The organism is Halorarius halobius, from assembly GCF_024298865.1.
Taxonomy (GTDB): domain Archaea; phylum Halobacteriota; class Halobacteria; order Halobacteriales; family Haloarculaceae; genus Halorarius; species Halorarius halobius.
Genome location: NZ_CP101161.1, coordinates 2,817,651 through 2,839,838 on the forward strand (window position 1 = coordinate 2,817,651; position 22,188 = coordinate 2,839,838).

Annotated in this window: 16 protein-coding genes; 7 read left to right on the forward strand and 9 right to left on the reverse strand. The window is 68.5% G+C overall.

Annotation, left to right across the window (positions count from 1 at the left end):
- Positions 1 to 70: 70 nt before the first annotated feature.
- Together gyrA and gyrB are read right to left on the reverse strand one after the other, a co-directional pair.
- Complete coding sequence (gyrA, locus tag NL112_RS15060; RefSeq protein ID WP_255149666.1) at positions 71 to 2,611, reverse strand: DNA gyrase subunit A; 2,541 nt, start codon at positions 2,609 to 2,611, stop codon at positions 71 to 73.
- Positions 2,608 to 4,521, reverse strand: coding sequence for a DNA topoisomerase (ATP-hydrolyzing) subunit B (gene gyrB / locus NL112_RS15065; protein ID WP_255149667.1), 1,914 nt, complete (start codon positions 4,519 to 4,521; stop codon positions 2,608 to 2,610). Before gyrB ends, gyrA begins: the two co-directional genes overlap by 4 nt.
- Positions 4,522 to 4,721: 200 nt before the next feature.
- Here gyrB and NL112_RS15070 point away from each other — a divergent pair, with 200 nt between their 5' ends.
- From NL112_RS15070 to NL112_RS15080, 3 genes are read left to right on the forward strand one after another with little or no spacing between them, the layout of a single operon-like run.
- Positions 4,722 to 7,118 carry a DNA topoisomerase VI subunit B gene (locus NL112_RS15070; protein WP_255149668.1) on the forward strand — a complete coding sequence of 799 codons (2,397 nt, stop codon included), beginning with the start codon at positions 4,722 to 4,724 and terminating at the stop codon, positions 7,116 to 7,118.
- Positions 7,115 to 8,224 carry a DNA topoisomerase IV subunit A gene (locus NL112_RS15075; protein ID WP_255149669.1) on the forward strand — a complete coding sequence of 370 codons (1,110 nt, stop codon included), beginning with the start codon at positions 7,115 to 7,117 and terminating at the stop codon, positions 8,222 to 8,224. Before NL112_RS15070 ends, NL112_RS15075 begins: the two co-directional genes overlap by 4 nt.
- A gap of 40 nt (positions 8,225 to 8,264) precedes the next feature.
- Positions 8,265 to 9,221 carry a hypothetical protein gene (locus tag NL112_RS15080; protein WP_255149670.1) on the forward strand — a complete coding sequence of 319 codons (957 nt, stop codon included), beginning with the start codon at positions 8,265 to 8,267 and terminating at the stop codon, positions 9,219 to 9,221.
- Here NL112_RS15080 and NL112_RS15085 read toward each other — a convergent pair.
- Positions 9,218 to 10,381 (reverse strand): tubulin/FtsZ family protein, encoded by a 1,164-nt coding sequence (locus NL112_RS15085; RefSeq protein WP_255149671.1) that lies wholly within the window; start codon positions 10,379 to 10,381, stop codon positions 9,218 to 9,220. The genes NL112_RS15080 and NL112_RS15085 overlap by 4 nt on opposite strands.
- 275 nt (positions 10,382 to 10,656) lie before the next feature.
- On the opposite strand from NL112_RS15085, the gene NL112_RS15090 reads away from it, so the two are divergent.
- The 3 genes from NL112_RS15090 (at position 10,657) to NL112_RS15100 (ending at position 15,928) form a co-directional block, all read left to right on the forward strand.
- Positions 10,657 to 10,932, forward strand: coding sequence for a hypothetical protein (locus NL112_RS15090; RefSeq protein ID WP_255149672.1), 276 nt, complete (start codon positions 10,657 to 10,659; stop codon positions 10,930 to 10,932).
- Positions 10,933 to 11,457: 525 nt separating this feature from the next.
- Positions 11,458 to 14,394, forward strand: a complete 2,937-nt coding sequence (gene csg / locus NL112_RS15095; RefSeq protein WP_255149673.1) for an HVO_2072 family ArtA-dependent S-layer glycoprotein — start codon at positions 11,458 to 11,460, stop codon at positions 14,392 to 14,394.
- Positions 14,395 to 14,623: 229 nt separating this feature from the next.
- Positions 14,624 to 15,928 (forward strand): hypothetical protein, encoded by a 1,305-nt coding sequence (locus tag NL112_RS15100; RefSeq protein WP_255149674.1) that lies wholly within the window; start codon positions 14,624 to 14,626, stop codon positions 15,926 to 15,928.
- On the opposite strand, the gene NL112_RS15105 is transcribed toward NL112_RS15100, so the two are convergent.
- Complete coding sequence (locus tag NL112_RS15105; protein ID WP_255149675.1) at positions 15,903 to 17,033, reverse strand: hypothetical protein; 1,131 nt, start codon at positions 17,031 to 17,033, stop codon at positions 15,903 to 15,905. The genes NL112_RS15100 and NL112_RS15105 overlap by 26 nt on opposite strands.
- 83 nt (positions 17,034 to 17,116) lie before the next feature.
- On the reverse strand, positions 17,117 to 17,824 hold the full coding sequence (locus NL112_RS15110) for an MBL fold metallo-hydrolase (RefSeq protein WP_255149676.1): 708 nt from the start codon (positions 17,822 to 17,824) through the stop codon (positions 17,117 to 17,119).
- 103 nt (positions 17,825 to 17,927) lie between these two features.
- Here NL112_RS15110 and NL112_RS15115 point away from each other — a divergent pair, with 103 nt between their 5' ends.
- Entirely contained in the window at positions 17,928 to 18,191 is a 264-nt protein-coding gene (locus NL112_RS15115; protein WP_255149677.1) for a hypothetical protein, read from the forward strand.
- On the opposite strand, the gene ligA is transcribed toward NL112_RS15115, so the two are convergent.
- The 4 genes from ligA to NL112_RS15135 form a co-directional block, all read right to left on the reverse strand.
- On the reverse strand, positions 18,188 to 19,831 hold the full coding sequence (gene ligA / locus NL112_RS15120) for an ATP-dependent DNA ligase LigA (RefSeq protein ID WP_255149678.1): 1,644 nt from the start codon (positions 19,829 to 19,831) through the stop codon (positions 18,188 to 18,190). The two genes, NL112_RS15115 and ligA, sit on opposite strands and share 4 nt — an antisense overlap.
- A gap of 24 nt (positions 19,832 to 19,855) precedes the next feature.
- Positions 19,856 to 21,085 (reverse strand): glycosyltransferase family 87 protein, encoded by a 1,230-nt coding sequence (locus NL112_RS15125; protein WP_255149679.1) that lies wholly within the window; start codon positions 21,083 to 21,085, stop codon positions 19,856 to 19,858.
- Positions 21,086 to 21,186: 101 nt separating this feature from the next.
- Complete coding sequence (psmB, locus tag NL112_RS15130; protein WP_255149680.1) at positions 21,187 to 21,906, reverse strand: archaeal proteasome endopeptidase complex subunit beta; 720 nt, start codon at positions 21,904 to 21,906, stop codon at positions 21,187 to 21,189.
- Between the two features lie 81 nt (positions 21,907 to 21,987).
- Positions 21,988 to 22,155, reverse strand: a complete 168-nt coding sequence (locus NL112_RS15135; protein WP_255149681.1) for a hypothetical protein — start codon at positions 22,153 to 22,155, stop codon at positions 21,988 to 21,990.
- Positions 22,156 to 22,188: the final 33 nt, after the last annotated feature.

Sequence of the window (22,188 nt, forward strand, 5' to 3'; positions counted from 1 at the left end):
GAATCTGCCCGCTGGTGGACAAAAGCGTTGCGACGTGTGCAAAACAGCGTTCGGCGGCGGCCGACGGACGCTACTCGTCGCCCGACTCGTCGGCGTCAGCGTCGCCTGTCGCCTCCTCCGGGGCGTCCGACTCGTCGGCGTCGACCCGCTCGGTGACGACGTCGACGCCGGCGACCCAGTCGCCCTCGTCTAAGTCCATCACCTTCACGCCCATCGTGTTGCGTCCCTGCCGGGACACCTCGTCGACGTGGGTGCGCATTATCTGGCCGGACTCGCTCATGATGACGAGACCGTCGCCGGGCGAGACTGCAGACAGCGAACACGCTTCGCCGTTGCGCTCGCTGGTCTTGATGTCGACCAGTCCCTTCCCGTAGCGGGACTGCTTGCGGTACTCCGAGAGCGCGGTGCGTTTCCCGTAGCCGTTCCGGGTGACCGTGAGCAGGTCCCGGTCGTCGGCGTCGTCGGTGGCGACGATGCCGGCCACCTGGTCGCCGGACTGCAGTTTGATGCCGTTGACGCCGCGAGCGGACCGGCCCATCGACCGGGCCTCGTCCTCGTCGAAGCGGATGGTCATGCCACGGCGGGTGCCGATGACGAGGTCCTGGTCGCCGTCCGTGACCTCGACGTCGACGAGGCGGTCGCCGTCCTCCAGTTTCGTCGCGCGGATGCCGCCGGAGTGGACGTTCTCGAACGCGGAGAGTTCGGTGCGCTTCACGTAGCCGTTCTTCGTCGCCATCGCCAGGTAGCTACCGTCGTCGGCCTCCAACTCTTCGAGGTTGACGACGGCGGTCACGTCCTCCTCGGAGTCGAGGTCGAGGACGTTCACCGCGTTCGTGCCGCGTGCGGTCCGTCCCATCTCCGGGAGTTCGTACACCTTCAGCCGGTACACCTGCCCGCGGTTCGTGAACACCATCAGCGAGTCGTGGGTGCTGGCGTGGAACACCGTCGAGACGCGGTCGCCGTCCTTCGGGCGGACGCCGATGATACCCTTCCCGCCCCGGTGCTGGGGGTCGAACTCCGAGAGCGGCATCCGCTTCACGTAGTCCTCCTCGGTCAGGACGACCACGACGTCCTCGTCGGGGATGAGGTCCTCGCGGGTGACGGAGCCGTAGTCCTCGACGATGGAGGTGCGGCGGTCGTCGCCGTACTCCTCGCGCATCTCGCGGAGTTCCGACTTGATGACGCCCAGCAGTTCCGACTCGTCTGCGAGGATGGTCTCGAGGCGCTCGATGGTCGCCTGCACCTCCTCGTACTCCTCCTGGACCTCGCCGGCCTCCATCGAGGTGAGCGAGCCGAGTTGCATCCGGACGATGTGCTCGGACTGGTCCTGTGTGAGGTCGTACTCCTCCTGCAGGCCTTCCTTGGCGGCGTCGCGGTCCTCGCTGTTGCGGATGAGTTCGACCACGCCGTCGACGTTGTCGAGCGCGACCAGCCGACCTTCGAGGATGTGCGCGCGGTCCTCGGCCTCGTCGAGTCGGAACTGGGTGCGCCGGCGGACGACCTCCTTCCGGTGGTCGACGTACTCCTCGACGAGTTCCTTCAGATTCAGCACCCGCGGTTGCCCGTCGACCAGCGCCAGCGAGATGACCGAGAACGTGCGCTCGAGATGCGACTCCAGCAGTTTGTTCTTCACCACGTCGGTGTTCGCACCGCGCTTGAGGTCGATGACGACGCGGACCCCCTCGCGGTCGGACTCGTCGCGGATGTCCGAGATGCCCTCGATTTTCCCTTCGGTGACGTCCTCGGCGATGCGTTCGATGCGTCGGGCCTTGTTCTCCTGATACGGCAACTCCGAGATGACGATGCGGTCGCCGCCGGAGTCGTTCCGCTCGACGTCCATCTCCGCGCGGACGCGGAGCCGTCCCCGACCGGTCGTGTACGCGTCGTAGATGCCCTCCCGGCCGACGATGTTCGCGCCCGTCGGGAAGTCCGGCCCCTTGACCGGACCGTCGCCATCCGGGCCGGCGATGAGGTCACGCACCGAACAGTCGGGGTTGTCGATGACGTGGATGCAGGCGTCGACTATCTCCCGGAGGTTGTGCGGCGGGATGTTCGTCGACATGCCGACGGCGATGCCGGAGGCGCCGTTCAGAAGCAGGTTCGGCACTTTCGCCGGCAGTACGTCGGGTTCAGTCAGGCGGTCGTCGTAGTTCGAGGAGAAGTCGACGGTGTCCTCCTCGATGTCGGCGAGCAACTCCTCCGCGAGCGGTGCCATCCGCGCCTCCGTGTACCGCATGGCCGCGGGCGGGTCGCCGTCGATGGAGCCGAAGTTCCCCTGGCCGTCGATGAGTGGATACCGTAGCGAGAACTCCTGTGCCATCCGCGCGAGGGCGTCGTAGATGGCCGAGTCGCCGTGCGGGTGGTAGTTGCCCATCGTGTCCCCGACGATGTTCGAGGACTTGCGGTGGCCCGCGTTCGAGGTGACGCCCGCCTCGTGCATCGCGTAGAGGATGCGCCGCTGGACCGGCTTGAGGCCGTCGCGGGCGTCGGGGAGCGCGCGCCCGACGATGACCGACATCGCGTAGTCGATGTACGACTGCTCCATCTCGTCCTCGATGCGGACGTTCTCGACCCGCTGTGCGGGGACGTCGGGCTGGTCGTCGGCGCTCATATGTCCACCCACTCCGCGTCCTCGGAGTGCTCCTTGATGAACTGCTTGCGCGGTTCGACGGCGTCACCCATCAGCACCGAGAACATCCGGTCGGCCGCGGCGGCGTCCTCGATGGTGACCTGCTTGAGGATGCGGTGCTCGGGGTCCATCGTCGTGTCCCACAGCTGTTCGGGGTTCATCTCGCCGAGCCCCTTGAACCGCTGGACCTGGTCGGGCGTACCGCCACACTCCTCCTCGATGATGCGCTCCCGCTCGGCCTCGGTCATGGCGTCGTACGTCTCGCCGCGGTAGCGAATCCGGTAGAGGGGTGGCTGTGCGGCGTACACGTAGCCGGCCTCGATGAGCGGCGTCATGTGCCGGTAGAGGAACGTGAGCAGGAGCGTGCGGATGTGCGCGCCGTCCACGTCGGCGTCGGTCATCATGATTATCTTCTGGTAACGGGCGTCCTCGATGTCGAACTCCTCGCCGATGCCCGTCCCGATGGCGGTGATGAGGTTCCGAATCTGGTCGTTCTCGAGGATGCGGTCGAGCCGGTGTTTCTCGACGTTGAGTATCTTCCCACGGAGCGGGAGGATGGCCTGGAACTCGGGGTTGCGACCCTGTTTCGCGGAGCCGCCCGCGGAGTCGCCCTCCACGACGAACAGTTCGGCCTCTTCGGGCTCGCGGGTCTGACAGTCCGCGAGCTTTCCGGGCAGGGAGGTCGATTCCAGCGCCGACTTCCGGCGCGTCAGCTCCTCCGCCTTCTTCGCCGCGAGCCGCGCTTTCGCCGCCTCGACGGCCTTCCCGACGATGACCTCCGCCGTGTCGGGATGCTCTTCGAGGTAGGTGGCGAACTGCTCGTGCATCAGGCTCTCGACTATCCCTCTGACCTCGCTGTTGCCGAGTTTCGTCTTCGTCTGCCCCTCGAACTGCGGGTCGGGGTGCTTGATGGAGATGACCGCCGTGAGCCCCTCGCGGATGTCCTCGCCCTTGAGGTTCTCGTCGATGTCGTCGGCCAGTCCGTGGTCGTCCGCGTAGTCGTTGACGACGCGGGTGAGCGCGGTTTTGAACCCGGTCAGGTGGGTGCCGCCCTCGCGGGTGTTGATGTTGTTGGCGAACGCGTGGACCGAACCCTGCACGCCGTCGGTGGCCTGCATCGCGATTTCGACCTGGATGTCCTGCTCCTCGCCGTCGAGGTAGACGACCTCGTCGTGGAGCGCGGTCCGCGTCTCGTTGAGATACTCGACGAACTCCCGGATGCCGCCGTCGTACTGGAACCGCGATTCCTGGTCGTCCCGCTCGTCGACGATGCCGATTTCGACGCCGGGGTTGAGGAAGGCGAGTTCCCGAAGCCGCGACTCCAGCGTCGAGAACGTGAACTCCGTCGTCTCGAAGATGTCGGTGTCGGGCCAGAAGCGGATGGTCGTCCCCGTCTCCTCGTCGGCGTCCATCTCGCGGACCTGCTCCATCTCCTGGTCGGGCGCGCCGTGGTCGAACCGGTGGCGGTAGACGTGGCCGTCGCGTTTCACCTCGACTTCGAGCCACTGGGAGAGCGCGTTCACGACGCTCACGCCGACGCCGTGGAGCCCCCCGGACACCTGATACGACTTGTTGTCGAACTTCCCGCCCGCGTGGAGGACGGTCATGATGACCTCCAGTGCGGGGCGGTCGTACTCGCTGTGGGTGTCGACGGGGATGCCGCGGCCGTCGTCGGACACCGAGACGGAGCCGTCGTCGTGGACGGTCACCTCGATGGTGTCACAGTAGCCGGCGAGCGCTTCGTCGATGGAGTTGTCGACCACCTCGTAGACGAGATGGTGGAGCCCCCGGGCGTCCGTCGACCCGACGTACATCGCGGGTCGCTTCCGGACCGCCTCCAGCCCCTCAAGGACCTGAATCTGGTCGGCTCCGTAGCTAGGTTCGTTAGACATCTGCGCTTACCCGGCCTATGCCCGGTTGCGGTATAAAGGCCACGGGCGCGCGCGAACGCACGCGGTTCACGGTTCAACTCCGCACAGGCCCGACGCCACGCGTCCGCCGGGCGTCCGACGTACCGATGCTGTCCCCGATTCGTCTACTTCCACCGTGCTACCGCGAGGGTTTTAGGCCCCGCCGGGCTACCGTGGTCGTAATGACCTCGTTCCAGTCGACGCTCGGGGAAGGAGCCGGGGACGGTGCCGTCGCGGAGGAGTTGGCACAGTCCCAGCGGTCCATCTCCATCGCCGAGTTCTTCGAGAAGAACAAGCAGATGCTCGGCTTCGACTCGGGCGCGAAGGCGCTGGTCACGGCCGTCAAGGAGGCCGTCGACAACGCCCTCGACGCCACCGAGGAGGCGGGCATCCTGCCGGACATCTACGTCGAAATCGAGGACGTGGGCGACTACTACCGGCTCGTCGTCGAGGACAACGGCCCCGGCATCACGAAGGAGCAGATACCGAAAGTGTTCGGGAAACTGCTGTACGGCTCCCGGTTCCACGCGCGCGAGCAGTCACGGGGCCAGCAGGGTATCGGCATCTCCGCGGCCGTCCTCTACTCGCAGTTGACCTCCGGCAAGCCCGCGAAGATAACGTCGAAGACGGGCGCGAACAACAGCGCCCAGTACTTCGAGTTGACCATCGACACGGACACGAACGAACCCGAGATAGACGTCGGCGAGGAACGGTCGTGGGAGCGGCCCCACGGCACCCGCATCGAGTTGGAGATGGAGGCCAACATGCGGGCCCGCAAGCAACTGGAAGCGTACATGAAGTACACGGCGGTCGTCAACCCCCACGCCCGCCTCGAGTACAAGGAGCCGAAGAACCACGAGAAGTACGAGCGCGCGACCGACCAACTCCCGGACGAGACCTCGGAGATACGCCCCCACCCGCACGGCGTCGAACTCGGCACGCTGTTGAAGATGCTCGACGCCACCGACTCCTACTCAGTCTCGGGATTCCTCCAGGGGGAGTTCACCCGCGTCGGCGGCAAGACGGCCGACACCGTCGTCGACCGTTTCCGCGACCGCCACTTCGGCCGCGAGATGGCGTGGTCGCCGCCGAAAGCCCACGAAGACGCGGACGTGACCGCGGAGGTGACCGCCGCCGTCTCCAACAAGGGCTCGGAGGTGACGAAGGCGTTCGCCGCCGACGTGGCCGACGCCATCGAAACGCGGGAGCGGGTCACCCACGCCGCGGTGGTCGACGTCGTCGACGAGGCCGCCGAGGCCGCCGCGGAGCGGTCCGGCAAGTCGTTCGGCGCGACCGTCCGCGAGAACGCGGTCGCGGCGGCGTGGTACGCCGTCACCCGCGAGCGGGCGGGCGACATCTACGAACTCGTCGACGACGCGACGACGAGCCGCAAGGACGACGCCGCGGTCGAAGGGCTGGCGCGGCGCATCGCCGAGAAGTTCGACGACCAGGACGACACGCGGAACCGCGCAACCCGCGAGCAGTTGGCGGAGTTCGTCGACCGCTCCGCCGAGATGACCGAGGAGACGGACGACGCGACGTTCGGCGAGACGGCCCGCGAGAAGGTGGTCGAGGCGCTGTGGGACGTGATGGAGACGGTCCCCGACGACGCGCCGAAGGTGTCCGAGGTGGCGGCCGACCGCGACGTGGCCGCCCGTCTGCTGGAGGCGATGCGGGAGACGGACGTGCTGTCGCCGCCTACCGACTGTCTCGCGCCTATCGACGAGGACCTCGTCGAAGCCGGCCTCAGGAAGGAGTACGACGCCGACTTCTACGCCGCGGCCACCCGCGACGCCGAGGTCCATCGCGGCGACCCGTTCATCGTCGAGGCCGGCATCGCCTACGGGGGTGACCTTCCGGCCGAGGGGAACGTCGAAGTGTTGCGGTTCGCGAACCGCGTGCCGCTCGTCTACCGACTCGGTGCGTGTTCCACGACGGACGTCGTCAAGAACATCAACTGGCGCAACTACGGGCTCGACCAGCCCGGTGGAAGCGGGATGCCGAACGGGCCGGCCGTGTTGATGGTCCACGTCGCCTCCACGAACGTCCCGTTCACGAGCGAGTCGAAGGACGCCGTGGCGAACGTTCCCGAAATCGAAGACGAGATAGAGCTCGCGCTCCGGGAGGCGGCCCGCGAGCTGAAGTCGTATCTGAACAAACAGCGGTCGCTGGAGAAGCGTCGCCGGAAGGAGAACGTCCTCGTGGACATCCTGCCGGAGATGGCCGCGAAGCTCTCGGAAGTGACCGACCGCGAGTCGCTCGACATCGACGACTCGCTTGCTCGCATCATGAACAACGTCCTCGTGGAGCGCCGCATCGAGGACGGAGCCGTCACGCTCGCGGTGCAGAACCACGGCGACACGTCGGCGTCGCTGGAAATAACGGACATCGTGAGCGAGGACCCCGGCGACGTGGAGGACGCCACCGTCGTCGAGATGGACGGCGAGTGGTTCATCAAGTGGAACCCGGACGTGCCGGGCGGCGCGGAGAGCGTCATCGAGTACAGCGTGAGCGAGGAAGCCGACTTCGACATCTCCGTCGAAGGGCTGGAAAGCGAGAAGATAACGGTCAACGCATGAGCAACGTCGACACCACCGCAGACATCGAAGACGAGGAGGCCCGCGAGCGACTCGTGGACCTGGCCTCGAAGTTCTACGACCAGTTCCTCGGCGGCGACGTGCCGTCGATGCAGATTCCGACCCGGAGCAAGTCCAACATCGAGTTCGACGAGGAGGCGGACGTGTGGGTGCTCGGCGACCGCCACACCACCCGCTCGGCCAACTCCGTGCGTGGTGCAAAGAAGCTACTGAAGGCCATCTACACCATCGAGTTCCTCGCCAACCAGCTAGGCGAGGACCGCTCGTCGACCCTGCGTGAACTGTACTACCTCAGCGAGTCGTGGGACAACGAGCACGCGCAGTTCAACGACCAGGACGAGTCCAACCAGCTTGTCGAGGACCTCGAAATCGTCTCGGGGGTCACCCGCGAGGACTTCCACATGCGTCCCGAGGAGTCGGGCGCGACCATCATGGGGCCGCTCCACCTCCGCGAGCAGACTCGCCGCGGTGAACGCGAGATACACTGCCAGGAGGACGTCGGCGAGGGCGGCTACCAGATTCCCAACAACCCCGACACCATCGAGTTTCTCGACCACGACGCCGAGTTCATCCTCTGTGTGGAGACCGGCGGCATGCGGGACCGACTGGTCGAGAACGGGTTCGACGAGGAGTGGGGGAGCATCATCGTCCACCTGAAGGGCCAGCCGGCCCGTGCGACCCGCCGCATCACCAAACGGCTCCACGACGAACTCGACCTCCCTGTCGTGGTGTTCACCGACGGCGACCCGTGGTCGTACCGCATCTTCGGCTCCGTGTCGTACGGCTCCATCAAGTCGGCACATCTCTCGGAGTATCTGGCGACGCCCGACGCCGAGTTCGTCGGCATCCGCCCACAGGACATCGAGGAGTACGACCTGCCGTCGGACCCGCTGTCGGACTCGGACGTGAACGCCCTCGAATCCGAACTGGAGGACCCCCGGTTCCAGACCGAGTTCTGGACCGAGCAGATACAGCTCCAGCTCGACATCGGCAAGAAGTCCGAACAGCAGGCGCTGGCCTCCCGCGGGCTGGACTTCGTCACCGACGAGTACCTGCCGACCCGCCTCGACGAGATGGACGTCCTGTAACCGGGCGAACGTTTTTGCCGGGGCTGGCCGACTGCAGGCCATGCGCCGCCGTGCTCTCCTCGCCGGTGTCGCGACTGCGGTGGCGTCCCCACTCGCCGGCTGTTCGCCCTGCGGTGAGACGTGGACGGGAATCGACCTCGACGTCACGCCGACGGCACTGCGGCGAATCGGTGACGGGTGGCAAGTCGACGCCCGCGTCGACGTCTCCTTCCAGTTCGGCCGTCAGGGAGCGGGGTTCTCCGACGCCGCGCTCGCGGCGTTCGACGCCGACGGCCGACTGGTCGGCGCCCGGCGACTGGGCGACCTGACGTGGTCGAAGGTGCCGGACGACGTCCGCAGTCACGACGACTGTGGCTCCTACGGCGGGTTCACCCGGACCGCGAGCGTCGACGCGGGCGCGTTCCCCCGCGTCGTCGGCCTCCGGTTCCGTTCCGCCAGGGGCACCGAGTACGGGAACCAGCAGGTGGCGCGGTACGCCGGCGACGACACGCCGACGGCGTCGCCGAGCGCGGCGGGCTACGAGCGCGTCGGGCTGGATTCGTTCGCGCGGCCGTCGTCGTCCGAGGGGGGGTTCAGGCTCCATCGGGGCGGTGCCAGATGCGAGCGGCGGACGCCACACGCGGAGGTGGACCACGACCTGTACGTCGAGTGGGCGCGGTCGCTCAGGGCCGAGCGGTTCCACCCCGTGCTGGCAGGAGTCGCCCGCGAGTCCGACCGGATGAGCCTCACCGTGGGTCTGCGAGCGTGGCCGCGGTTTCGCCGACTTCGGTGTCTCCGACAGGGGTACACGATAACCGGCGAACTGCCGGAGGGGGTCGCGGTCGTCGAGGTCCGGCACGTTCGTCCCGACGGCTCGATTCGCGAGCGGCGGGTGTTCGAGGCGGACCGGGCGACACTCCCTGGACCGACTGCCGACACGGCCGACTCGCCGACGGACACGGCGGACGATTCGGCCACGAAACACGGGACGCGTCGGGCGGACGGCCGGGACAGCTAAAACAGCGGGTCGAGTTCGTCCCGCTCGTCGGTCAGCAGGTCGTCCAGTTGGTGCTCGTGGCGCTCGCGGGTGTCCTGCTGGACGTCCTGTGTCTCCAGCGCGACCGTCTGAAGCCGGTCGATGCGGGGTATCTTCGAGACGCCCGACAGCATCACGACCGCGGATAGCTCCGACGACTGGATGGGGAAGTCGCCGCCCCGGACCTCCATCGTCCCGGTCTCGGATTCGAGCCAGCGACGCGCCTCCTCGATACCCTGCCGGTCGAGATGCCGTCTCGGCCCCGCGACGACCATCAGCGCCCGTTCCGTGCTCTTCACATCACAGGGGAGCGTGAGCCGGCCGAGCGTTGCCCGGCGAACCAGCCCGGTGATGCGGTTCGTGTCCGCGGCGGGGTCCTCCACGTCCGACCCGTTCCGGAACCGGTCGAGGAGGCCGCGCTGGTCGTTGAGCGCCTGCGTGGCGTAGCCGACGCTGGAGACGCCGCCGGTGTCGAGCGTGTTGATTATCTCGCTCGCGTCGACCACCGACTCCGCCACGTCGCTGGTCGCGTCCACCTCGCCGGCCGAGAACAGCGTGCCGAACCGGCGCGCGATTTCGCGGTTTAGCTGGCCGTAGCTGTCCGACAGCGTCTCCGCGCTCTTGCGCCAGGCGTCGTTGTCGAACACGAGCAGGTTGTCGGCCTGTCGCGCGAACGTCTTGAATGAGCGGGCGGCGTTCAGCGTGTAGATGCCCCCCTCGTTCGAGGCCGGCAGGATGCCCAGCCCGTACACCGGTTCGGTGTACACCTCCCGGAGATAGCGGGCGATGACTGGGGCGGCGCCGCTTCCGGTGCCGCCGCCCAGCGCCGCGACGACGAGGAACGCGTCGACTTCGCCGATGGGAACCGAATCGAGCGCACCCAGTACGGACTCGCGGTTCTGCTGGGCGATTTCGGCCCCGAGTTCGTTGTCGGCGCCGACGCCGTGGCCTTTCACCCGCGCCTGGCCGATGAGCGTCCGGTGCTGTTCGGGGACGTACTCCAGTCCGAGCAGGTCGGAGTGGGCCGTGTTTATCGCCGCCGCCGACGCGACGAACTCGCGGGGGGTGTGTTGCTGGAACTCGAGGAACGCGTCGACCACCTTCCCGCCCGCCTGCCCGACACCGACGAACGCGAGCCTCATCGGTCCACTCCCCTGGAGGCTGTGGCGGTGCCGTCGGTCGAGCGGTCGTGAGCCGGCGTGGCTCGGAACGTGTCACTCCCGGGGTGGGGATTCATGGTTCGGATGGAGGGACAGCACCGCACATTAACCCGTTCGATAGTTCGGGGTGAGTAGGGTCGCCCCACGTTCGGAAATCCCGGCGTACGACCCTGAAAGCACTCTCTATGGCCCCGGACGGCAACCGGGCTCGCCGGTCGGCGGCCAACGCTTATCGGCGCCGGCGCCGTACTGGGCGTATGGAGTGGGCGTGCACGAACTGCGGGCGGACCTACTACGACCCACCCGACGACGTCTGTGAGGTGTGTTCCGCGGGCACTGTCGTCCCGGCCACCGACGTCGACCAGGACGGAGCGAGCGGCGTCCTGGACCGTGCGCGACGGGTGGTCTTCGACCCCGGCTCGCTGGAATCGGGGCTTACCGAGACGAACGAGGTCGTTTCGATTCTGTTCGGCGTCATCGCGGTCCTCTCGGTACTGCTCGTGCTCGCCGTGCTCGTCGGCGCATTCCTCTGAGCCCGGCGGCCGCCCTGCCGCTCACTGGCCGTCCCACACGCCCGTCTGATACGCCGGGGCGTGCCGGCGAGTAACCTCGGCCCCACCGGACCGTTCACGCGTCGGTGCCCGTGCCCCGCGGTCCGGTCGATTCGGTAAGTCCGGCTGAACGACTCCTCGCCGTTCCGCTTACTCTTATCAGGATGCTGTAAATCATACCGAATCGTATCTATCAGATATTGTATTGTTCTGGGTCCGCGCTCGGTCACCCGACCCACTCGCGGCCCTGACTGCCCGCCGCGGCCGCCGCTACTCTCGGCGTTGGAACGCCGATATTACTCGATTCGAGGCGTCTGTGCGCTATTTCTTGTCCGTACATAACAATACCGTCGTGCGGCGTTCTATACGACGCGAAACACGGAGGTGATCGTCTCACACGGGTTTCCCGTGATCATCAGGAGTATCTCGGCTTATCAGACGTAACGGATCGACTCGGAATCGAAATCAGACGTGAAATGACAACAGCGAACTCGGCAACAGGAAGGAATGATAACACTCAATAACGAAATCAGGGCGATACTTCTCGCCTCGTTGATGGTACTGTCGGTGCTGGCGATACCGGGCGCCGTGAGCGCGGCGCACACCAACCGCGGCGGCGACGCCGGCCAGTTCAACCCCGGCGTCGGCGGCCCGAGCGACGTGGTCGTCTCCACGGACAAGCCCATCGTGTTCCGTGGCGAGGACGGTATCGACCTCGTCGACGAGAACGGCACCCCGGTCGACCCGGGTAACCTGGTCGGCGTCGCCGGCGACGCGGAGGGCCAACCGCTCGAAGAGCCCATCCCGCAGGACCAGGCGCTGGGCCAGTACACGCTCAACGGTCAGTCGACCGGCGCGGGCGTGACCGTCCAGCAGCCGCGCGTCACCGACCTCGAACTGCTCAACGAGCGGGGCGCCGACGTGGCCGACTCCAGCGTTCCCGAAGACGAAGTGCTCCTCGTGCGCGGGGAGTACAACTTCGAGACCGCGGAGGACCTCGACATCAACGTGTTCGACGAGAACGGCAACGAGATCACGGGCGACGTGCTCACCACGTCGGACGAGCTCTCGGAGCAACAACTGGCCGAACTGACCGGCCCGTACGCGACCAACCCCCAGCAGGTCGGCAACCCCGCCCAGCGGGGCACCGGCACGGAGATCGTCTATCTCCAGGGGCTCGGACAGTTCAACGAGACGCAGATCGGCAACGAGTCCGTCGACGCTGGCTACTGGGCGCTCGACCTGAGCGACCAGGACGCCGGCACTTACACCATCACGGTCGAGGGCTGGGACAACCTGGACTTCGGTCCGGCAAGCCGGACCGCGACCATCCAGCTGACGACCGACACCGACGTGACGATGGACCTCGAACGCGACGAGGCGGTGCGGGGCCAGTACGTCCCGTTCACCATCCGCGGGTCGACCGCGGGTGCGACCCACTTCGTCGCCATCGAGGACGACGACTTCCGCAACAACGTCGTCGACGAGCGGGTGTTCCGTGACGTCGAGGACACCGTCGACCGCGGCACCTTCGACACCGACGACGACGGCACCGCGGAGTTCGCGTGGGCGCAGGTCGTCATCGACGAGGACACCGGACTCGGTCTCGGTCAGATCGACTCCGCGTACCTCGATGACACCAACGTCGACGTGAACGTGTTCGAGGAGGGGCTCACCCTGGACGACGTCGCGGCGTCCATCGGTGACCCCGAGGACGACGACTCCGTCCGGGTCATCGAGGGCGTGCTGTCCATCGACGAGCCCGCCGGCTCGTACATCGCCGGCCAGGAGGTCGACGTGCGGGGCACCGCCCAGCAGGGCATCTCCGACGTCGCTCTCTACGCCCGCGACCAGGGCGACTGGGAACTGCTCGACATCGACGAGAACGGCGACCTCGACGAGGGCGACCTCATCCCGGTCGACGCTGACGGCGAGTGGGAGGAGCGCGACGTGCGCCTCTCGGTCGCCACCGACATCTTCGCCATCCCCGGCCGCTACCGCTTCGGCGTCATCGAGGCTGAGGACGCGCGGGGCGACGACGGTCAGCTCCGCGAGACGCTGACCACTTCGGAGTTCAGCGCCGGCAGTAGCGAACAGACGTCGATACTGGTCACCGAACCGGGCCTCGGTCCCGGGGCCGCGGAGGGTGACGTCAACGCGCCGATCGAGGCGCCACAGCAGATAGACGTCCAGCGGCCGCAGATATTCAAGTCGTACAACGGCCAGGTTGCCACCGACGACGGCACCGTCGACGTGCTCGGGACCGCTCCCGGGCAGGACGACGTGTTGCTCGTCATGGTCGACACCCGCGGCCGGGTGGCGACCGAACAGGTGACCGTCGACGACGACGACGTCTTCGAGGAGGACGACGTGCCGCTCATCACCGCCGACGGTCGTCCGCTCAACGAGGGCAACATCCAGGCGGTCGTCTACGCTGTCGGCCGTGACAGCGTGGCCGGCGACGGCATCATCCCCGGCGAGACCAGCGCCGACATCGCCGCCGTCGAGAACTACGTCCAGCGGTTCAGCGGCACGGGCCTGACCCAACAGCAGGTCCTGGAGATATTCAACGACGAGACGGTCGACGAGGCCGGCTCCGACGACCTGTTCATCCGTGACTCGTTCCGGTACACGGACGGTGCGACCAGCATCGAGACGGTCAAGCCGGTCGGTGCCGCCGGGACGGGCATCAACCCGGTCGCACCGGGCGACGAGATGCTTATCTCCGGCATCACCAACCGCAAGCCGGACGACAACACCATCGCCATCGACGTGACCGAGGGGCCGAGCGCCAACGAGTTCGCCAGCCCCTCGACGGACGAGTGGAACTTCACGGGCCGCTGGTCCGTGACCATGCAGGTGCCCGAGGACGCCGAGCCCGGTAGCTACACGCTGGAGGCCGACGACGGTGACAACACCGACATCGTCGTCTTCGAGGTCGGCAACCAGACGGCAGAACCGGCCGGACCGGCCGCCACCGTCTCGTTCGCCAACCAGACCAGCGACGGCTCCTCGGTCGTGGTCGAGAGCGCGTCGCTCCCGGATGGCGGGTTCGTCGTCGTCCACGACGCGTCACTCCTCGACGGCAACGTCGTGGGCAGTGCCGTGGGTGTCTCGGAGTATCTCGAGGCCGGCAACGCCTCGAACGTGACCGTCACGTTCGAGGAGCCCGTCTCGGAGTCCGGCACCTACATCGCCATGCCGCACCGCGACACGAACGGGAACCAGTCGTACGACTTCGTGGCCACGAACGGCAGCGACGACGGCCCGTACACTGCCGACGGCGCCGCCGTCACCGACGACGCCGTGGTGACGGTCGGAAACGAAACGACCGCGACCCCGGAACCCGGCACGCCGACACCCACCCAGAGCGGCATGCCGGCTCTCGCACTGCTCGTCGGGCTACTGACGACCGCCGTCGTGGCGCTGTACCGACGCGACTGACCTGGCCACCGGGGCCGTCGCCCCGACTCGCGGCGGGCCGTCGCTCGCCGTGGCCGCGGGGGCGTTTTTTCGAGCCCACTGCACCAGAGGCCCGGAACCGTGACTCTCCGCGAGATGCCGGTCGTTTCTCCGGACGCCGGACGATTTGGTGCCGCGTAACAATGCCACTGCCCCACCAGGATACGATACGGGGACCCGTCCGTCGCCGGCGGTCGCCGCTCACCTCCCGATGACGATACCCAGACCCGACTCGACCTGGCTGGTGGTCCTCCTGCTGGTGGCGACCGGCGTTCCGGTCGCCGCCGACCCCGCGAGCCCTGCCGCCGCTGACGGGGAGAGTCCGGAGTCGGAGCCGTCGGCGAGCCCAGTCGGTATCACCCGGCCGAACGGGAGCTACGAACTGGGAACGCGGACGACACTCGGCGGCACGGCACCCGCGGATGCCGGCGCCGTGGCGCTGTACGTGCGGGCCGACGGCGACTGGCATCTGCTCGATACCGACGAGGACGGCCGGCGTTCGGACGACGACGCCGTGGCGGTCGGCCCCGACGGAACCTGGCGACGGGAGGGTGTCGTGTTGACCAACGCGAGCAGGGTCGTGGCCGGCCCCGGACGCTATCAACTGGGTGCCGTCGTCCGAGGTGCCGTGTGTACGCCGAACGGAACGCTCCGCCCGCAACTCCCCGCTGACGCCCTCGGCGACGGTCACGACAGCGTCGCGGTGTCGCTCGACGTGACCGCGCCGGCCGAATCCGAATCGCCGGTGTTCCGCGACATCGGCGGCCAGGTGGCCATCGAGGACGGCGAGGTGACGGTCGCGGGCCTCGCCCCGGGCGCCGACGAGGTCCTCGCCGTGGCCGTCGACAGGCGCGGCGAGTTCGCCAGCGACCTCGTGTCGGTGGACCGTGACGGGACGTTCGAGACTGACCTCGCGCTGGCGGCGCCCGACGGCGGGCCGCTGTCGAGGGGGGCGGTCGTCGGCGTCGTGCTCAGCGCCGGTCGGGATGGTCGGGTCGGCAACGGCATCATCCGCGAGGAGTTCGGGGCGGACCTCGCGTCGCTGGAGCGACACCTCGGTGAGCGCCGGGCCGCGGTCGAACTTTCGCAGGCACAGCTACTCGACATCCTGTTCGCCGAGTCAGTCGAGGAGGCGGGAAGCGACGACCTCTCGGTCGTCGACACGTTCGCACTCGCGGACGCGCGGACGACCATCGAGGCCGTGGTGCCGGCGGGCGCGATAAATCGGACGGGCGTTCGGTCCGTGCCCGTCGGCGAGACGATGGTCGTCCGGGGGCAAACGAACCGGAAGCCGGGCGACAACAGCGTGTTCGTCGACCTCGTGGACGCCGAGACCAGCGGGGTCGCCTCGCTCGCCACGGCCGGTGAGTGGGGGCAGTCGGGGGTGTGGCGCGCACGGCTCTCGACCGACGGACTAGAACCGGGGTCGTATCTCCTGCAGGCGTCGGACGGCGACGACGGGGACGTCGTCAGGGTCGACCTGGTCGCGGCTACGGGGAACCGTTCTGCGGGCTGACGTCGACCAGCGGCGCCGCGAGGACGGCCCCCGAAGCCGAAACGTTCGCGAGGAGCGTGTCGACGGGACCGTCGGGGGTTGCGCTCTCTAGTTCGCCACCGAGTACGCCCTCGATGACGGCCTCGTGGTCGGTCAGTCGCCGTCGGCGGTCGGACTCGATGGCGTCGCCCGTCCACGCGAGTTCGTAGACGCCCCACGTCGGCGCGTAGAACACGGAGCAGTCGGTCGGGTCGCTCGCGTCCACACAGACCTGCGAGGAGCGGAACACGTAGAGTGCGTCGCCCTCGCCGGCCCGCGCCGAGTTGGTTCCCTGGCGCTCGGGGCTCCGGGCACCGACCGGGCCGTTCACTACGGCGAACAGCGCCTCGCGGGCCGACGCCTCCAGCGAGCGGTCGCCCACCGCGGGAACCGCATCGAGCGCGGGCGTGTGCGTGGCGCCTTCGAGTCGCGCGTACGACTCCGTCGACGCCTCGGCCGGGAGATACAGCGCCCGTCGCCCGCCGACGAACGCCGTCGAGAGGTCGACCCGGACCTCCAGTTCGTCGCGGTCGAACTCGACCACGGCTGGGTGTCGCCCCGTGCTGTTGACGAGATGAGGGGTGCAGTAGACGACGCCGCTGGACGGGCCGGGAACCGACGCCTCGGGCGAGACGAGGGGGGTGTACCCCGGCGCCGCGACCGCGGGCGGCGACCCGGGCGTGGAGTCGAACTCCACCGTCGCGTCGAACGGGACGGGCGCCTGCCGGCGGGTCCGCGGCGATGGGATGGCCCGCGTCAGTTCCTGCACGCCGTCCTCGTCGCGGGCGTTGGCCAGTTTCGGTGCCCAGTTCACGCCCTGTCTGGTCGCCTCCGCGATGGTCGATGCGCTCGTGAGTGCGAAGTAGAGGTTGTCGCCGTCCGGGTCGAGTCCCCGGTACACCGGAAGTGTGACGCGGCCCGCCTCGCGGTCGAGACGGCGCGCACTCGGGAGCGTCGCCGGCACGGCAGGCGCGTCCGGCTGTCGGGTGGCGGAGCCCGTGGCTGTCAGCCCCGCCAGGGCCCCCACTGCGGCGGCCGCTCGAAGGAGCTGTCGGCGCGACGCCCCGGCGCCGTGGGTGTCGGACATCGTACCCCACGTTCGCGCCACAGCGGAATAATTAGCCACAGCCAATCGGGAAGCAGAGCGGCGCCGCGGGGAGAAACGCCGGCTTACTCGTCGAGAACGACCGGGACGCCGCGGCTCGCCACGTCGGCGGCGAACGCCCCGGCGTCCGTCTCCAGCGCGTCGAACGTGTCGTAGTGAATCGGGAGGACGAGGTCCGGGTCTATCGCGACGGCGAGGTCGGCCGCCTCGTGTCGGTCCATCGTGAACGACCCGCCGATGGGCGGGCAGAACAGTGACACGTCGAGCCGTTCGTGCCCCGCCAGCACGTCGGTGTCGCCGGGCCAGAACACCCGCACGTTTCGCCCCCACTCGCTCGGGACGGTGAGATGGTAGCCACACCCCAACCCCTCGGGGTGGTACGGCTCGCCGTCCGCTCCGGTGTGGGGGCCGTCGGGGTCGTTGTACGCCGGCACCGTCCGAACGATGACCTCGCCGACCGCGATGTCTGCCTCGTCGTCCACCTCCCGAACCGTGAAATCGAGGTCGGCCGGTCGGTCCACGTCCCGGTCGATGCGGTGGGTGTTGACGCCGTCGAAGATGACGACCGTCGCGTCGGGCGCGGCCACGCGACGGATACCGTCGGGGTCGTAGTGGTGGTCGTGGGTGACACAGACCACGTCCCCGTCTCTCGGCTCCCGGCCGTCGAGCACGCCGTACCGACCGGGGTCACAGTAGACCGTGACGCCGTCGCCCGCGACCCGGAGGGTGGCGTAGCCCAGCCACTCGACGGTGAGGCCGTCGTGTTTGACCATGCCCGTGGTTGCGTTCGGCGCCGCAAGTAGGTTGCCCACCGCGGTTTTCACGCCGAGAGAACGCACGCCCCGGTTTATGGCGTTGCGTCGCCTCGTTCCGGTAGTGACGCCCCTCGGCGTCGCTCCCTCCAGGACGATGGTCTCCGACGACGAACTCGAACGCCACATCGAATCGGTCGAAGGACGCGGCCTCGGTGAGGTGACCGGCGAAATCAGCGAGGAGGCACGGGCCGTCCACGACGAACTGTTGAGCCGCATCGAGGCGACTCGGGCGGACGCCGCCAGCCGCGAGGAGATGTCGGACCTGGCAGAGAGAATCGAGGCGATAGAAACGCGGCTCGACGCCGTCGAACGCCGCCTCGATTAGCGGTCGGCCAGTCGCCGGACCCGGTTTAGCGAGTCGGCGTCCTCCGGCGATGCGTCCTCGCGGACGGCGACGAACCGCGGGAACCGGAGGGCGTACCCCGAGCCGTACGTCGTCGAGGACTGTATCTCCTCGTAGCCCACCTCGAACACCACCTCGGGAACGAACGTGACGTCCTGGCCCGACGACGTGCGGACGTACGGCTCCAGACGCTCCGTCAGCTCCGCGAGCTGGTCGTCGGTGACGCCCGTCGCCACCTTCCCGACGGTCGCGTAGCCGTCGCCGTCGGTGACGGCGATGCGGAACGTGCCGAACAGTTCAGCGCGGCGACCTTCCCCCCACTCGGCGCCGACGACGACGCAGTCGAGCGTCTCGACGTCCGGCTTCCGCTTCAGCCAGTTCTTCCCCCGGCGACCCGGCGTGTACGCCGACTCGGGGTTCTTCAGCATGATGCCCTCGTGGCCCGCCTCCAGCGCCCGTTCCTCGTGGGCGGCGATGGCGTCCGCATCGTCCGCGACGGCGAGCGTCGACACGCCCTCGTCCAACAGGTCGCGAAGACGGTCGTGTCGCTCGCTCAACGACGCGTCCAGCAGGTCCTCGCCGTCGGCGTGCAGGCAGTCGAAGGCGCGCAACTCCACCGCGACGGACTCGCGCATGCGCTCGACGTCGTGCTTCCGGCGGAACCGCGTGAGCACCTCCTGGAAGGGGAGCGGGTCGCCCGCGTCGTCGACGGCCACCACCTCGCCGTCGAGGATGGTCGGCGCATCGAGGCGGGCATCGACGAACTCGACTATCTCTGGGAGCGCCTCGGTCACCTCCTCCATGTTGCGCGAGAACACCCGCGTCTCATCGCCGTGGTGGACCTGCACGCGGGCGCCGTCGTACTTCGTCTCGACGACTACTTCGCCGAACGCCTCCAGTGCCTCCGTGGCGGTGCCGGCCTGCGCGAGCATCGCCTGCACCGGGCGACCCAGTTGTAGGTCGATGGCGTTGAGGCCAGCCTCCCCGTCGTCGCGGGCGCGTACGGCGACGAGGCCGTAGTCGTTCGACACCTGGAGGGCGCGCTCGACGGACTCGAGGGGCACGTCGAACGCTTCGGCGACGGCATCCCGAACCGTGCCGCCGCCGACGCCGATGCGCATCTCACCGAGGACGAGCCGCGCGAGCAGTTTCGCCTCGGACGGCGAACACCGGTTGAACAGGCCGAACAGCGCGTCGCGTTTCGTGTCTTCCGAACCGGTTCCCTCGGCGGCCGCCAGCGCGCGCAACTCCTCGTCCACCTCCCCGACGGTCAGGGCGTCGTCGCCGCCGCGGGTGAACGCACCGAGGCCGGTCTGACCGCCGAACTCGTAGCTCGCCGCGACCGCGCCGATTTCACCCACGTCCGCGAGTCTGTCCTCGACGTCGTCGGCGGTGACGTTGTGACCGGCCGCCCGCGCGATGGTCTCGTGAACCAGCGCCGGCCCCACGTCGAGTTTCGTCGAATCGTGGGCCGGGAACACCTGGCCCTGGAGGAACCTGGCGACGACGGGGAGGCCCTCGCCCGCCTCTGCCAGCAGGTCCGCGACGAGCGCGACCGTCTCCAGGTCGGCGGATTCGGCCTCGATGGCGTCGGCACGGTCGGCGAGGCGGGCGAACTCCATACCGCGGGTTGCCGGGTGGTCGGATTAAACGTCCCGGCTTCGTGCCAGCACGCGAGCCACACAGAGACTGAACACCGCAAGCAGACCCAGCGTCGCCGGCTGAACGACGAGGACGTGCTGGACGAGTCCCCACGGCAATCCCGGGTGCGACATCGGCCCGTAGATGCCCACGATACGGACGAGGTAGACGCTCACCTGCACGGCCAGGATGCTCCCGAGCACCACGCCCGGGCGCCCCGACGCGCGCCACTCGGTGGCGAGAGCGACGACGAGTCCCGGGCCGGCGAGCACCAGCGTCAGCGTGTTCGCCCCCGGCGCGACCAGCGGTATCGAAACGGCGCCGAGCGCAAACGCGCGGGCGTCGGCGCCGACCCGGGCGGCGACGGCCGACGCGCCGACCGCGACGCCGAGCAGGCTCCCACGGAGGACCGTCGCGACGCCCGGGAACCGGTAGTACGGCCGCGCGTGGAACGGGAGAGCCGACGGGTCGCCGCCGGCCGAATCGTCGCCCGCGAGCAGGACCTCGAGATACGCGCCGTGGGCGTCCGCGCCGAACGCCGCGACCCCGACGGCGAGCAGGCCGGCGACGGCGGCCGTGGCACCGACGAGTCGCCGCCGGTCGCCGACCAGATGGGCGCCGGCGGGCGCGGCGAACGGTTTGACCGCCGCAGCCAGCGCCGCCGCGGCACCGCCGAGATACGGCCGTTCGGGGCCCTCAGGGGCGACGGTGACGGCCGCCGACAGACAGAACATCCCGGCCATGAACCCGGAGACGTTACCGATTCGCGTGAGGAAGAACACGGGCTGGAACCCCACCACCACGAGGGCGGCCAGCGCCCGCTGGCCACGCGAGAGCGAGAGGCCGAACGAGCCGGCCAACTTCAGGACGCTCCACCAGAGGAACAGGACCTGCCCGACGGTCCACAGCCATCGTGCCGACACCGGTGGCAGGCGGGTCACTGCGGCGAAGGGAACTGCGGCGGCCGGGGGATAGAGGAACTCGGTCGCACGCGGTCGTGTGACCCGCTCCACGAACTGCCCGGACTCGTACAGCGGCAGGCCCGCCCGCGCTCGCAGGCCGGCGAGGTAGTACGCCTTGAAGTCGACGCCGCCGAACCGGAACGGGCCGCCGTCGGCCTGGACGACGAGCGCGAGAAACGGGAAGGCGAGCAGGGCACTCAGTGTTAGCCAGCCGAGCGACGCGAGCCGCTCGTCGCCGTCCGCGAACGCCCGAAACTGCCGGCGGAGCGACACGACTCGGGCAATTCAGTCTCGCGGAGTAAGTTTTGTGACCGACAACGCCGGCGCGCGCCGGCCGCGACCTGTGTAGGGCGGGAGAAATGCAGAACGCGGGGTCAGATGAGGTCGTCGAACTCCTTGTGTCCCTCGATGTCGACGCCCTCGTCGGTCACGTCCGCGAGGAACACGCCGTTGCCGGAGCCGGTGTCACGCTCGACGGCCGAGTGGATGCCGCGGGCCGCGACGGTGCGGGCCTCCTCGATGGAGAGGTCGTCGGCGTACTCGCGTTCCAGGACGCCGTAGGCCATCTGCATGCCGGAGCCGGTGACGGTGTAGTCGTCCTCCATGACGCCGCCGGCGGGGTCCAGCGAGAACACGTGGCCGCCCGTCTCGTCGACGCCGCCGAGGATGGGCGAGACCATGAAGAACGGACCGCCGCGCAGGAAGTTGCCACACAGCGTCGAGAGCGCTTCCATGCTCATGTTCTCGCCACGGCGCGCCTCGTAGAGGTTCGCCTCCGCGCGGATGGTGCGGATGAACGACTGGGCGCCGCCGACGGAGCCGGCCATCGTCAGGGCGGCGGTCGGGTGGACCTGCTCGACCTTCTGGACGTCCTTGTTGGAGACGAACCGGCCCGCGAGCGACGCGCGCATGTCCGTCGCCATCACGACGCCGTCGGGCGTCGTCAGGCCGATGGTGGTCGTCCCGGTCTTGTTGACGTTCTCGAGGTCCTCCTCCGAGAGGTCGCTCTCGGGGAGTTCGCCCACCTGCGGCTCGTAGGGGTCGAACTCGGGTTCGAGCTGGTCGCGGACGTCGGAGAACTCTGGGGTACGCATTGCCGGGCGTAAGCCACGGCCGCCCATAAACCCCACTCTTCCGGTGGTCCGGCGCGGGCGAGCAGGGCCGCTACGGTCGGGTCACTCGGTCCGCTCCAGTGCCGCGTCGAGGCCGGCGATTACCCGGTCGAACGGGAGTTTGACGCCGACGCGGCTCGCGGCGAGCGCGACGGGGAACAACAGCACTCCAAGCAGGAGGCTGAACTGGTACAGCGCGAGCAGGACGATTCGGTCGGGTCGGGTCGCCATCGGTGGTCAGGTCGAGTCGAACCGCGTTCCCAC

What these genes read in the sequence shown, in the direction of transcription:
- NL112_RS15110 (WP_255149676.1), bottom strand. Translation starts at nt 17,824, where the DNA reads ATGGTCAAACACGACGGCCTCACCGTCGAGTGGCTGGGCTACGCCACC.
- NL112_RS15070 (WP_255149668.1), top strand. Translation starts at nt 4,722, where the DNA reads ATGACCTCGTTCCAGTCGACGCTCGGGGAAGGAGCCGGGGACGGTGCC.
- NL112_RS15080 (WP_255149670.1), top strand. Translation starts at nt 8,265, where the DNA reads ATGCGCCGCCGTGCTCTCCTCGCCGGTGTCGCGACTGCGGTGGCGTCC.
- NL112_RS15135 (WP_255149681.1), bottom strand. Translation starts at nt 22,155, where the DNA reads ATGGCGACCCGACCCGACCGAATCGTCCTGCTCGCGCTGTACCAGTTC.
- ligA (WP_255149678.1), bottom strand. Translation starts at nt 19,831, where the DNA reads ATGGAGTTCGCCCGCCTCGCCGACCGTGCCGACGCCATCGAGGCCGAA.
- NL112_RS15105 (WP_255149675.1), bottom strand. Translation starts at nt 17,033, where the DNA reads ATGTCCGACACCCACGGCGCCGGGGCGTCGCGCCGACAGCTCCTTCGA.
- gyrB (WP_255149667.1), bottom strand. Translation starts at nt 4,521, where the DNA reads ATGTCTAACGAACCTAGCTACGGAGCCGACCAGATTCAGGTCCTTGAG.
- NL112_RS15100 (WP_255149674.1), top strand. Translation starts at nt 14,624, where the DNA reads ATGACGATACCCAGACCCGACTCGACCTGGCTGGTGGTCCTCCTGCTG.
- NL112_RS15075 (WP_255149669.1), top strand. Translation starts at nt 7,115, where the DNA reads ATGAGCAACGTCGACACCACCGCAGACATCGAAGACGAGGAGGCCCGC.
- csg (WP_255149673.1), top strand. Translation starts at nt 11,458, where the DNA reads ATGATAACACTCAATAACGAAATCAGGGCGATACTTCTCGCCTCGTTG.
- NL112_RS15085 (WP_255149671.1), bottom strand. Translation starts at nt 10,381, where the DNA reads ATGAGGCTCGCGTTCGTCGGTGTCGGGCAGGCGGGCGGGAAGGTGGTC.
- NL112_RS15090 (WP_255149672.1), top strand. Translation starts at nt 10,657, where the DNA reads ATGGAGTGGGCGTGCACGAACTGCGGGCGGACCTACTACGACCCACCC.
- gyrA (WP_255149666.1), bottom strand. Translation starts at nt 2,611, where the DNA reads ATGAGCGCCGACGACCAGCCCGACGTCCCCGCACAGCGGGTCGAGAAC.
- psmB (WP_255149680.1), bottom strand. Translation starts at nt 21,906, where the DNA reads ATGCGTACCCCAGAGTTCTCCGACGTCCGCGACCAGCTCGAACCCGAG.